Source organism: Streptomyces sp. NPDC036984 (assembly GCF_055607665.1).
Map to the genome: position 1 here is coordinate 204,287 of NZ_JBVJRL010000003.1, position 11,775 is coordinate 216,061.

General features: G+C 71.5%; 13 protein-coding genes. 9 read left to right on the plus strand and 4 right to left on the minus strand.

Annotated elements, in window-relative coordinates; all coding sequences use genetic code 11:
* Positions 1–114: 114 nt before the first annotated feature.
* Positions 115–1,434, minus strand: coding sequence for a D-arabinono-1,4-lactone oxidase (locus tag ACZ7DL_RS07665; protein ID WP_470772246.1), 1,320 nt, complete (start codon positions 1,432–1,434; stop codon positions 115–117).
* Entirely contained in the window at positions 1,394–2,632 is a 1,239-nt protein-coding gene (locus ACZ7DL_RS07670; protein ID WP_470772247.1) for an MFS transporter, read from the minus strand. The genes ACZ7DL_RS07665 and ACZ7DL_RS07670 overlap by 41 nt, the downstream gene beginning before the upstream one ends.
* A 195-nt stretch (positions 2,633–2,827) precedes the next feature.
* On the opposite strand from ACZ7DL_RS07670, the gene ACZ7DL_RS07675 reads away from it, so the two are divergent.
* Positions 2,828–3,955, plus strand: a complete 1,128-nt coding sequence (locus ACZ7DL_RS07675) for a ferrochelatase (RefSeq protein WP_470772249.1) — start codon at positions 2,828–2,830, stop codon at positions 3,953–3,955.
* Positions 3,956–3,963: 8 nt separating this feature from the next.
* On the plus strand, positions 3,964–4,779 hold the full coding sequence (locus ACZ7DL_RS07680) for an inositol monophosphatase family protein (RefSeq protein ID WP_470772251.1): 816 nt from the start codon (positions 3,964–3,966) through the stop codon (positions 4,777–4,779).
* 257 nt (positions 4,780–5,036) lie between these two features.
* Here the strand turns inward: ACZ7DL_RS07680 and ACZ7DL_RS07685 are convergent, their stop codons facing one another.
* Positions 5,037–5,210 carry a hypothetical protein gene (locus ACZ7DL_RS07685; protein ID WP_023546087.1) on the minus strand — a complete coding sequence of 58 codons (174 nt, stop codon included), beginning with the start codon at positions 5,208–5,210 and terminating at the stop codon, positions 5,037–5,039.
* Positions 5,211–5,622: 412 nt separating this feature from the next.
* Here ACZ7DL_RS07685 and ACZ7DL_RS07690 point away from each other — a divergent pair, with 412 nt between their 5' ends.
* From ACZ7DL_RS07690 to ACZ7DL_RS07705, 4 genes are all read left to right on the plus strand, one after another.
* Positions 5,623–6,276, plus strand: coding sequence for a response regulator transcription factor (locus ACZ7DL_RS07690; protein WP_003993508.1), 654 nt, complete (start codon positions 5,623–5,625; stop codon positions 6,274–6,276).
* 6 nt (positions 6,277–6,282) lie between these two features.
* Positions 6,283–7,539 (plus strand): sensor histidine kinase, encoded by a 1,257-nt coding sequence (locus ACZ7DL_RS07695; RefSeq protein ID WP_470772253.1) that lies wholly within the window; start codon positions 6,283–6,285, stop codon positions 7,537–7,539.
* A 391-nt stretch (positions 7,540–7,930) separates the two neighbouring features.
* Positions 7,931–8,227 (plus strand): DUF4193 domain-containing protein, encoded by a 297-nt coding sequence (locus tag ACZ7DL_RS07700; protein WP_003997302.1) that lies wholly within the window; start codon positions 7,931–7,933, stop codon positions 8,225–8,227.
* 13 nt (positions 8,228–8,240) lie between these two features.
* Positions 8,241–9,155, plus strand: a complete 915-nt coding sequence (locus ACZ7DL_RS07705; protein WP_470772254.1) for a hypothetical protein — start codon at positions 8,241–8,243, stop codon at positions 9,153–9,155.
* 13 nt (positions 9,156–9,168) lie between these two features.
* Here ACZ7DL_RS07705 and ACZ7DL_RS07710 read toward each other — a convergent pair whose 3' ends face one another.
* Positions 9,169–9,633 carry a DUF3093 domain-containing protein gene (locus ACZ7DL_RS07710; RefSeq protein ID WP_470772256.1) on the minus strand — a complete coding sequence of 155 codons (465 nt, stop codon included), beginning with the start codon at positions 9,631–9,633 and terminating at the stop codon, positions 9,169–9,171.
* A gap of 158 nt (positions 9,634–9,791) precedes the next feature.
* On the opposite strand from ACZ7DL_RS07710, the gene ACZ7DL_RS07715 reads away from it, so the two are divergent.
* From ACZ7DL_RS07715 to ACZ7DL_RS07725, 3 genes are read left to right on the plus strand one after another with little or no spacing between them, the layout of a single operon-like run.
* Positions 9,792–10,376, plus strand: a complete 585-nt coding sequence (locus tag ACZ7DL_RS07715) for a PaaI family thioesterase (protein WP_470772257.1) — start codon at positions 9,792–9,794, stop codon at positions 10,374–10,376.
* Complete coding sequence (gene dut, locus ACZ7DL_RS07720; RefSeq protein WP_470772259.1) at positions 10,373–10,942, plus strand: dUTP diphosphatase; 570 nt, start codon at positions 10,373–10,375, stop codon at positions 10,940–10,942. Before ACZ7DL_RS07715 ends, dut begins: the two co-directional genes overlap by 4 nt.
* A 1-nt stretch (position 10,943) precedes the next feature.
* On the plus strand, positions 10,944–11,708 hold the full coding sequence (locus tag ACZ7DL_RS07725) for a DUF3710 domain-containing protein (protein ID WP_470772261.1): 765 nt from the start codon (positions 10,944–10,946) through the stop codon (positions 11,706–11,708).
* Positions 11,709–11,775 lie beyond the last annotated feature (67 nt).

Here is an 11,775-nt window from a genome sequence, read left to right on the forward strand (position 1 = left end):
GTGCTTCGGGGTGTACGGCACGATCCTCGGCGCGGGAGTGAGAGCGGCTCCCCGGCCACTCCGGCTCCCACACCCAGCGCGCGCCCGGCGAGCCCAGCACGTCCGCCACGACGCCTACGCCCCCAGAACCCTCCGCAAGTAGTCGTTCTGGAACAGCCGTTCCGGGTCGAGACGGTCCCGCAGCGCCGTGAACTCGCCGAAGCGCGGATAGACCCGCGCGAAGTACTCGGCGTCGCGCGTGTGCACCTTGCCCCAGTGCGGACGCCCCTCGTACGCGGTGAAGATGCGCTCGGCGGCGGTGAAGTACGCCTGATAGGGCGTGCCCCGGAACATGTGCACGGCGATGTAGGCGCTGTCCCGGCCGGAGGCGGTGGACAGGGTGATGTCGTCGGCCGGGGCGGTGCGCACCTCGACCGGGAAGCTGACCCGCAGGCCCGAGCGGTCCACCATGGTCCGCAGCTCGCGCAGGGCGTCCACCACGGCCGCGCGCGGCACGGCGTACTCCATCTCCACGAACCGCACCCGGCGCGGCGAGGTGAAGACCTTGTAGGGGATGTCCGTGTACGTCCGCGCGGACAGGGCCCTGCTGGAGATGCGCGCGATCGCGGGGATCGTGGCGGGGACGGCGCGGCCCGCCCACTGGGCCACCTGGAAGACCCCGTTGGAGAGGAACTCGTCCTCGAACCAGCCGGCCAGCTGCCCCACGGGCTGCTCGGGCCCGGCGCTGCGGTTGTTCCGCTTGGTGTTGGTGCTGCCGGTGTGCGGGAACCAGTAGAACTCGAAGTGCTCGTTCTCGGCCCACAGTTGGTCGAACTCGGCGAGGACCCGCTCCAGGGGCATCGGTTCCTCGCGCGCGGTGATCAGGAAGAGCGGCTCCACGGCGAACGTGATCGCGGTGACGATGCCCAGGGCGCCGAGGCCGACACGGGCCGCCGCGAAGATCTCCGGATTCTGCTTCTCGGAGCAGGTGAGCACCGAACCGTCGGCCGTGACGAGTTCCAGTCCCGTGATCTGGGCGGCGATCGAGCCGGACTCGCGGCCGGTGCCGTGCGTGCCGGTGCTGGTGGCTCCCGAGACGGTCTGCTCCATGATGTCGCCCATGTTGGTGAGCGAGAGTCCCTCGCGCGCGAGCGCGGCGTTGAGTCTCTTGAGCGGAGTGCCCGCCTCCACCGTGACGGTCATGGATTCCCGGTCGATGGTGCGTATACCGGTCAACAGTTGAGGGCGTATCAACATGCCGTCGGTGGCAGCGATCGAGGTGAAGGAGTGCCCGGTCCCGACCGCCTTCACCTTGAGGCCGTCCTCCCGGGCCCGGCGCACGGCCGCGGCCAGCTCCTCCACCGAGGCCGGCGCGACCTGCCGGGCGGGCCGGGCGGAGACATTGCCGCCCCAGTTACGCCAGGTGCCGTTCTTCCCGCTCGCTGTGCTGCTCAACGGTGCCTCCCCGACCCGCGGCCGGCCTGCGCAGCCGGCGGTACCCGAGGAAACCGACCGCGACCGCGACGGCCCCGGACACGGCCGGGACCCCGTACCCGGCCTGCGCCCCGGCTGCGTCGATCACCCAGCCGGCCGCGGAGGAACCGAGCGCGACGCCGACCGCGAGGCCGGTGCTCACCCAGGTCATGCCCTCGGTCAGCTGCGCGCGAGGTACGTGCTCTTCGATGAGGGACATCGTCGTGATCATCGTCGGCGCGATGGCCAGCCCCGCAACGAACAGCGCCACGGCCAGAAGCGGCAGGTTTCCGACCAGTAGGAGGGGGATCATACTCACGGCCATCGCCGCCACGCCCAGCAACCAGCGGCGTTCCGGTGTCCCGCCGAAGCGCAGCAGCCCGAAGACCACGCCCGCGACAGCGGAACCGGCCGCGTACAGCGCGAGGACCACGCTCGCGGCGCCCTTGTGGCCGCGCTCGTCGGCGAAGGCGACGGTGACCACGTCCACCGATCCGAAGATCGCGCCGGTCGCCACGAAGGTGGCCGCCAGCACCTGGAGCCCCGCCGAGCGCAGGGCGCTGCCGCCGCCGTGCCGCTCGCGCGGATGCGGCGCCGGCTCGGTGGCGCGCTGGGCGGTGAGCCAGAGGACGCCGGCGGCCAGGAAGCAGGCGGCCAGCAGCGGGCCCGCCTCCGGGAACCACGCCGTGGACAGGCCGATGGAGATGATCGGCCCGAAGACGAAGCAGACCTCGTCGACGACCGACTCGAACGAGTAGGCGGTGTGCAGCTTGGGTGTGCCCCGGTACAGCGCCGCCCAGCGGGCCCGGATCATCGCGCCGAGGCTCGGTACCGAGCCGATCCCGGCCGCGCACACGAACAGCACCCAGTCCGGCCACCGGAAGTGCGCGGCGAGCAGCAGTCCGGCCGCCGCGGCCAGGGCCACCAGGGTCGCGGGGCGCAGCACCCGGCGCTGTCCGTGCCGGTCCACCAGCCGGGAGATCTGCGGCCCGATCGCCGCGGCGGACAGGGCGATGGTGGCCGACAGGGCGCCCGCGAGGCCGTACCGCCCGGTGAGCTGGGAGACCATCGCGACCACGCCGATGCCCATCATCGACAGCGGCATCCGGCCGAGGAATCCCGCGGCGCAGAACGCCTTGGTGCCGGGCTCGGCGAACAGGGCTCTGTAAGGGCTGGGCACGTGGTCTCCGAAACGGATCAGTAAGGCGCGAATGCGGGTGATACAGCTTACGAGTTAGGGCACCCTAATTACACCCTGCGTGCCGCGCGTGCCGCACCCCGCCTGCCGACCGGAAAAACCGCAGCGAAACAGCTGTAACCCGACTCTTCACCCGGCTGTTTCCCCGCTGTCAGTGCCGGGTGGCAGGATCGAGTCATGCCAGACGCGCTCGATGCCACCCCGTACGACGCCCTGCTCCTGCTCTCCTTCGGCGGCCCCGAAGGCCCGGACGACGTGGTCCCCTTCCTGGAGAACGTCACGCGCGGGCGCGGCATCCCGAAGGAACGCCTCAAGGAAGTCGGGCAGCACTACTTCCTCTTCGGCGGGGTCAGCCCCATCAACGCCCAGAACCGCGCCCTGCTGGACGCCCTGCGTAAGGACTTCGCCGAGCACGGCCTGGACCTGCCGGTCTACTGGGGCAACCGCAACTGGGCGCCGTATCTGACGGACACCCTGCGCGAGATGGTCGCCGACGGCCGCCGCCGCATCCTGGTCCTCACGACCAGCGCCTACGCCTCCTACTCGGGCTGCCGTCAGTACCGGGAGAACCTCGCCGACGCGCTGGCCGCCCTGGAGGCCGAGGGCCTCGAACTGCCGAGGATCGACAAGCTGCGGCACTACTTCAACCACCCGGGCTTCGTCGAGCCCATGATCGACGGGGTGCTGCGCTCCCTCGCCGACCTGCCCGAGGACGTCCGCGAGGGCGCCCACATCGCCTTCACCACGCACTCCATCCCCACCTCCGCAGCCGACACCTCCGGCCCCGCCGAGGCCCGCGGCGAGGGCGGTGCCTACGTCGAGCAGCATCTGGACGTGGCCCAGCTGATCGCCGACGCCGTCCGCGAGCGGACCGGTGTCGACCACCCCTGGCGGCTCGTCTACCAGTCCCGCTCCGGCGCCCCGCACATCCCCTGGCTGGAGCCCGACATCTGCGACCACCTGGAGGAGCGGCACGCCGCCGGTGCCCCGGCCGTGGTCATGGCCCCGATCGGCTTCGTCTCCGACCACATGGAGGTCCTCTACGACCTCGACACCGAGGCGAAGGCCAAGGCCGAGGAGCTGGGCCTGCCGGTGCGCCGCTCGGCCACCGTGGGCGCCGACCCGCGGTTCGCCGCGGCCGTCCGGGAGCTGACTTTGGAGCGGGCCGCCGTGGAGCGCGGCCGGGAGGTCATCCCCTGCGCGCTCGGCGCGCTCGGCCCCAGCCACCACCTCTGCCCGGTCGGCTGCTGCCCGGCCCGGGCTCCCCGCCCCGCCGCCGCGGGCGCCGACAGCCCCTACGCGTGAGGAGACCCGTGACCGACGCCCTGCACCGGGACCTGCTGGAACTGGCCCAGGAGGCCGCCCGCCGCGCCGGCGAGCTGCTGCGGGACGGCCGCCCGGCCGACCTCGCCGTGGCGAAGACCAAGTCCAGCCCCATCGATGTCGTCACCGAGATGGACATCGCGGCGGAGAAGCTGATCACCGATCTGATCTCCGGGCAGCGCTCCGGCGACGGCTTCCTCGGCGAGGAGGGCGCCTCCGTCGAGGGTACGAGCGGCATCCGCTGGGTGATCGACCCGCTGGACGGCACCGTCAACTACCTGTACGGGCTGCCGACCTGGGCCGTGTCCATCGCGGCCGAGCAGGACGGCGAGACCGTCGTCGGGGTCGTCGCGGCCCCGATGCGCGGCGAGGTCTACCACGCCGTCCGCGGCGGCGGCGCGTGGGCCACGGGCGCGTGGGAGGGTGAGCGGGCGCTCGCCTGCCGTCCCGCACCCCCGCTGGACCAGGCGCTGGTGTCCACCGGTTTCAACTACGTCGCCGAGGTCCGCGCCCACCAGGCCGAGATCGCCGGCCGGCTCATCCCGCTGCTGCGGGACATCCGGCGCAGCGGCTCGGCGGCGGTCGACCTGTGCGATGTGGCCTGCGGCCGGCTCGACGGGTACTACGAGCGGGGTCTGAACGCGTGGGACTTCGCGGCGGGGGACCTGATCGCCCGGGAGGCGGGCGCCCTGACCGGTGGGCGCCCGGGGGAGCGCCCGTCACGTGATCTGACGGTCGCGGGGACGCCGGGCGTGTTCGAGCCCCTCCAGCGGCTGCTGGAGGACTTCGGAGCGTGGCACGACTGAGGCGGGGCCGAGGACGGTTCGCCACCGCCGGACACCGCCGTCGTGGCCGAACGCCGTCGTGGCCGAACGCCGTCGTGGCCGAACGCCGTCGCGGAACGCCGTCGCGGCAGGACACCGGTGCCGGCAGGCTGAGACCGCGGAAAGGCGCCGGCGGCCGGGGACGGACGAGCCGTTCCGCGCGCCCGCGTCGGCACCGCGGACACGAAGGGACCCCGGCGCTGGATTCGCCGGGGTCCCTCGTCGCGCTTTCGGGCCGATCAGACGCGTGACGCGCCGACCTCCACACCGTGTTCGGCGGCGAGGCGTCGCAGGTCGTCGAGCTCTGCCTGCTCCACCTCGACGAGGAAGTCGTCGCCCTCGTCACGAGCCCGCGACAGGTCGGACTCGGTCGCCCTTATGCGCTGCAGAAGTCCTGCGGTGAAAGCGTCCATGCTGCGCCCCCTCGTCCTGGGTCGTGGGTCGGTGGCACGGGGGTGTGCCGTATGGAAGGGGCGATCACGTCTCCTCGCAGGTGCCCAGCGCTGCCCTGCTGGGCGGCGACGGTGCCGGACACCCGCGCCCGCGCTGCGAAGCGATGGCGGGGTACCGCATGGTGCTGCGGCACATGCAGAGCGTGATCGCGGGGTGTAAAGCCGTCCTCCCCCAGCTCCCTTCCGCGGAAACCTCAACGGGCGGTGAAATTCTTGTATTCCCGGCCCGGAACTCCCGTCCCTGCGGCCCCGACCCCGCCTTACAGCCGACTTATGGCCGAAAAGGGCAGGATGGGGGGCACACCCACGGACAGCCCTGCCCGCACGCGCCCCCGGGCGCGCTACGCGGGTGGACACAGGAAGGACTAGCGACGTGCGCGTACTCGTCGTCGAGGACGAGCAGCTGCTCGCCGATGCGGTGGCCACCGGACTGCGCCGGGAGGCCATGGCCGTCGACGTCGTGTACGACGGTGCGGCTGCTCTGGAGCGCATCGGCGTCAACGACTACGACGTGGTCGTCCTCGACCGCGACCTCCCGCTGGTGCACGGCGACGACGTCTGCCGCAAGATCGTCGAGCTGGGCATGCCCACGCGCGTGCTGATGCTCACCGCCTCCGGCGACGTCAGCGACCGCGTCGAGGGCCTGGAGATCGGCGCCGACGACTATCTGCCGAAGCCCTTCGCGTTCAGCGAGCTGATCGCGCGCGTGCGTGCCCTCGGCCGCCGTACCAGCGTGCCGCTGCCGCCGGTCCTGGAGCGCGCCGGCATCAAGCTCGACCCGAACCGCCGCGAGGTCTTCCGCGACGGCAAGGAGGTGCAGCTGGCGCCGAAGGAGTTCGCGGTGCTGGAGGTGCTCATGCGCAGCGAGGGCGCGGTCGTCTCGGCGGAGCAGCTGCTGGAGAAGGCCTGGGACGAGAACACCGACCCGTTCACCAACGTGGTGCGGGTGACGGTGATGACCCTGCGCCGCAAGCTGGGCGAGCCGCCCGTCATCGTCACCGTCCCCGGCTCCGGCTACCGGATCTGATCCCCCGTGGCCACGACACCCGCGCCACCCCAGGCGCCGCCGAAGCCCACCTGGGACCCGAGGAGGCCGCAGCCCCCCTTCCCATGGCTGCGCCCGACCATCCGCATACGACTGACGCTGCTGTACGGCGGCATGTTCCTGATCGCCGGCATCCTGCTGCTGTCGATCATCTACCTGCTCGCCGCACAGGCGATCAGCACCGGCAACCAGCCGCTGTTCAAGATCGTGAGCGGTACGGACATCCGGGTCTCCAGCGACAACTGCCCGGCGATCACCGCGATCAACTCCAACACGCTGCCGCTGCCGGACTTCAACGAGGCGATCGCCCACTGCGTGGACCAGCAGCGCCAGGCGGCCCTCGATAACCTGCTCAGCCGCTCCCTGCTGGCTCTGCTGGGCCTCGCCGTGATCGCCTTCGCGTTCGGCTACGCGATGGCGGGCCGCGTGCTGTCCCCGCTCGGCCGGATCACCCGCACCGCCCGCCAGGTGGCCGGCTCGGACCTGTCCCGCCGGATCGAGCTGGACGGCCCGGACGACGAGCTGAAGGAGCTGGCGGACACCTTCGACGACATGCTGGAGCGCCTCCAGCGGGCCTTCACCGCCCAGCAGCGCTTCGTCGGCAACGCCTCGCACGAGCTGCGCACCCCGCTCGCGATCAACCGCACGCTCCTCGAAGTGCACCTGTCCGACCCGAACGCGCCGGTGGAGCTCCAGCAGCTCGGCAAGACGCTGCTGGCCACCAACGAGCGCAGCGAACAACTGGTCGAGGGGTTGCTGCTGCTCGCCCGGAGTGACAACCAGATCGTCGAGCGCAAGCCGGTCGACCTGGCCGAGGTCGCCACGCAGGCCGTCGACCAGGTGCACGGCGAGGCGGAGGCCAAGGGCGTGGCCATCCGCGGCGAGCGCAAACCGGCCGTGGTGCAGGGCAACGGCGTGCTGCTGGAGCGGATCGCGCTCAACCTCGTCCAGAACGCCGTGCGGTACAACTTGTCCGACGGCGGCTGGGTGGAGGTGAACACCGAGGTCGAGCACGGGCAGGCGGTGCTGACCGTGGCGAACACCGGGCCGGTGGTGCCGGCGTACGAGATCGACAACCTTTTCGAGCCCTTCCGGCGGCTGCGCACGGAGCGGACGGGCAGCGACAAGGGCGTGGGCCTCGGGCTGTCCATCGTCCGGTCGGTGACGCGCGCGCACGGCGGGCACATCCTGGCGCAGCCGCGCGAGGGCGGCGGCTTGGTGATGCGTGTCACCATGCCGATGTGATTCTTATCGACACACGCGGGGTTGTTCGCTTCGCGCGGAATTTTTTGACCGCCGGACGGGCTTCTTCTTGTGTGATCGATCACATGGGCGGATTTCCGGCCATGTACGCACGGTGATCATGACAGAAGGTGGAAAGCCGGGAAAGTCCTGGTTTTCAGGGCTCTTGATCACGGGAAGTACACGGGGAGGCGCCTTTGAGGTGCGGCATTCGAACCGTGTACGGTCCTCACCGCCATCCAAGCCGATCACTCTTGAGGGGTCGGATTGGGTGTCGATTGAGTAACAGACCTTGATGTGAGGCAAAATCTCCGCCTCAGGTCGGGCACAAGTCCGGCCTCTCACGCGTTACGTGCGCTGGAGACACCGCAGACACCCAGAGGGGGAGAGCGATATGGCAACCGATTACGACACTCCACGCAAGACTGATGACGACGTCGACTCGGACAGCCTTGAAGAGCTGAAGGCGAGGCGGAACGACAAGTCCACCTCCTCGGTGGACGTCGACGAGTTCGAGGCCGCCGAGGGCCTGGAACTGCCCGGCGCCGACCTCTCGAACGAGGAGCTGGCCGTCCGGGTCCTGCCGAAGCAGCAGGACGAGTTCACCTGCATGAGCTGCTTCCTGGTCCACCACCGCAGCCAGCTGGCCCGGGAGAAGAACGGCCAGCCGATCTGCCGCGACTGCGACTGAGGACGGGTCGGCCGTGACTGGCTCGACCCCTCCGCGGAAGCGCCGCTTCTCCCTCCGGAAAGCGGACCAAGGGCCGATCGACGGCCCGCACGGCGCGCGTGACGACGAGCGGGGCTCACCGGGAGCGGGAGCCTCGCTCGGACCGGCGGCCGACCGGCAGGACCTGTCGGCGCCGGCGCAGCAGCCCGCACCCGTCGCCCGGCGCCGGGCGACGGTGATCGGCGGGAAAGCCCGGGAGATGGCCCGGGAGGGTGCCCGCAGGGGCGGCAGCCGGGCTCGCGCGGGTCTGGCGTACCTCACGGACCGCATCATCGAGATCGCCCCGCGCATCCCCGTACGCGACCTCGCGACCCTGCGCAGGCAGTTCCCCCGTCTCGGCCCGGAGGAGCTCGCCGACAAGCTGGTGGCGGGCGCCGCGGCCGGCACCTCGGCCGTCGGAGCCGGGATCGGAGCGGCGGCGATGCTGCCGGTGCCGCCTGCCCTGCCGACCGAGCTGGCCGCGGAGATCACCGGGGTCGCCGCGATCGAGCTGAAGCTGATCGCCGAACTGCACGAGGTCTACGGCGTGCGCCCGCCGGGAAACCTCAAGACCCGTACCGCCGCGTATCTGTCCTCCTGGTCGGGGGAGCGCGGGATCGACGTGATGAAGCCGTCGACGTACGACACGGCCCTCGGGGGCCGGATGAAGCGCGAACTGCGCCAGCAGATCATGAAGCGGATGGTCCGCGACCTGCCCAACCTGATGCCGTTCATGGTCGGCGCCGCGGTCGGGGCCGTCATGAACCGCCGGGACACCAGAAGACTCGCGGACCGGATCCGGGTCGACCTGCGCAGGATGCAGGTGCCCTGGGACGAGCTGCCGGAGCTGCCGCCGCTGGAGAAGCCGGAACATCCGCTCAAGCTGAGCGAGCTCCCCGACGAGCTCTAGACGCCCGGGTACCTCAGGCGTGCGCCGTCCGTGCCGCCTCGATCGCCGCCGCCAGCTTCTCCGGCTCCCGCGTCGACAGGTACAGGTACGGCGTCGGGTCCTCGGGGTCCGTGACCTCCACGCGCAGCGCCGTCGGGATGTAGGCGCGCAGCAGCAGGAAGGCACGGGTGTCGGCCTTGTACGTCCGCCAGGCGCGCGCCTCCTCCGCGTCCAGCACCTCCGTCGCGCCCAGCGCCGACACCGGGATCCGCGCCTCGCCGGCGATCAGGGAGTCGCCCACGATCCGGATGCGCAGCGAGCCGTAGGCACTGGCCACCACCGCGGCGGCGGCCGTACCGCCGACCAGCCCGCCGAGCAGCGGCAGGGTGCCGAACGGCAGCAGGATCAGGGCGAGCGAGACGCCCACGAGAAAGCTGATCAGCCACCACGAGCGGGGGGCGGTGAGGCGTTCTTCGTAGGGGGTGGCGGAGAGCTGCATGAAGCCAAGCTTGGCACGGTATCCGGATACCGACGGAGTCGGGGCGAAGCGCTGTCGGGTAGGGCGGTGGTGGGTGACGGGTGGACTGGGCGGCCGGCGCGAAGCGCTGTCGGGTGGGGCGGCGGTGGGTGACGGGTGGGCGGGTAAGGTCTGCGGCTGTGAGTGGTAGTTCCGCAGCTCTTCAGCCTCCCGCCGACGCGGTGAAACCCGTACGGCACCCCGACGCGCCCGCGCCCGGGGAACTCCTCGGTGCCCATTACGAACACTGCTTCGGGTGCGGCCCGGGTCAGCCGCACGGACTGCACCTGGAGGCCCGTGCCGGCGACGGCGTCTCGCTGACCGCCGAGTTCACCGTGCAGCCCGCCCACCAGGGCGCCCCGGGTCTCGCGCACGGCGGAGTGCTCGCCGCGGCCCTGGACGAGACCCTCGGCTCGCTGAACTGGCTGCTGCGGACCATCGCCGTCACCGGACGGCTGGAGACGGACTTCGTGCGGCCCGTGCCCGTCGGCACCACGCTGTACCTGGAGGCCGAGGTCACCGCCGTCGCCGGGCGGAAGATCTACTCCACCGCCACCGGCCGCATCGGCGGCCCCGACGGGCCGGTGGCCGTCCGCGCCGACGCCCTGTTCATCGAGGTCAAGGTGGACCACTTCATCGACCACGGCCGCAAGGAAGAGATCCGGACGGCCATGAGCGACCCGGACCAGATCCGGCGCGCCCGCGCCTTCGAGGTGAACCCGTGATTCCAGCAGGCCCCGCCGGCCGCGGCCACCTGAACGTACTCATCCGGCGCATCGACCCCGGCGTACCGCTTCCGGCGTACGAGCACCCCGGGGACGCCGGCGCCGATCTGCGCACCACCGAGGCGTGCGAACTGGCGCCCGGCGAACGGGCCGTCCTGCCCACGGGGGTGTCGATCGCCCTGCCCGAGGGGTACGCGGCCTTCGTGCATCCGCGTTCCGGCCTCGCCGCCCGCTGCGGTGTCGCCCTCGTGAATGCCCCGGGGACGGTTGATGCCGGGTACCGTGGGGAGATCAAGGTGATCGTGGTGAACCTCGACCCGCGCGAGAGCGTGCGGTTCGAGCGCTTCGACCGGATTGCCCAACTGGTCGTCCAGCAAGTCGAGAGGGTCCGCTTCCAGGAGGTCGCGGAGCTTCCCGGCTCGGCGCGGGCCGAAGGGGGCTTCGGGTCCACCGGTGGCCATGCCGCGGTGGGCGGCGAGAGCGGCACAAGCGGTCAGGCCGCCGAGGGCGGTCCGACGGGTGGGAATCGATACGCTTCGGTCGTATCCGACCGGGAAGGACAGTGACGTGTTCGGACGTCGCAAGAAGAAGGGTGCCGCCGAGGACGCGGCCGGCGAGGCCGAGCAGGTCGTCGACAGCGTCGACACCGAGGCGGACGAGGAAGAGGGCGAGCGCGAGCGCGTCCGGCTGGAGCCGGGGCCCCGGCCCGACGGGCCGTGGGACAGCAGCGAGGTGCGGGACGCGGCCGAGGGCCGGGTGGACCTGGGCGGTCTGTTCGTGCCCGGCGTCGACGGCATGGAGCTGCGCGTCGAGGTCGCCGGTGACGCCATCGTGGCCGCGACCGTCGTGCTGCGCGACAGCGCCATCCAGCTCCAGGCGTTCGCCGCACCCAAGCGCGAGGGCATCTGGGGCGAGGTCCGCGAGGAGATCGCGTCCGGCATCACCCAGCAGGGTGGCATCGTCGACGAGGTCGAGGGCCCGCTCGGCTGGGAGCTGCGCGCCCAGGTGCCGGTGCAGCTGCCGGACGGCACCGGCGGCTTCCAGGTCGTACGGTTCGTCGGCGTGGACGGCCCGCGCTGGTTCCTGCGCGGTGTGATCTCCGGCCAGGGCGCGGTGCAGCCGCAGGCCGCCGGACTGCTGGAGCAGATCTTCCGGGACACCGTCGTGGTCCGCGGCGAGGGCCCGATGGCGCCCCGCGACCCGATCGTCCTCAAGCTGCCCAACGACGCCCAGATGGTTCCCGAGGGCGTCCAGCAGCAGGAGGAGGGCTCGCGCTTCTCCGGCGGCATGGGACAGCTCCAGCGTGGCCCGGAGATCACCGAGGTCCGCTAGACGCTCCGCCGGGTCCAGCCGTTGATACGGGCGGGCCGTGCCTTGTGGGGTGCGGCCCGTTTCTGTG

Bases quoted from the DNA above. Each gene is read 5' to 3' on its own strand.
- ACZ7DL_RS07675 (WP_470772249.1), top strand. From the start codon at position 2,828: ATGCCAGACGCGCTCGATGCCACCCCGTACGACGCCCTGCTCCTGCTC.
- ACZ7DL_RS07685 (WP_023546087.1), bottom strand. From the start codon at position 5,210: ATGGACGCTTTCACCGCAGGACTTCTGCAGCGCATAAGGGCGACCGAG.
- ACZ7DL_RS07700 (WP_003997302.1), top strand. From the start codon at position 7,931: ATGGCAACCGATTACGACACTCCACGCAAGACTGATGACGACGTCGAC.
- ACZ7DL_RS07710 (WP_470772256.1), bottom strand. From the start codon at position 9,633: ATGCAGCTCTCCGCCACCCCCTACGAAGAACGCCTCACCGCCCCCCGC.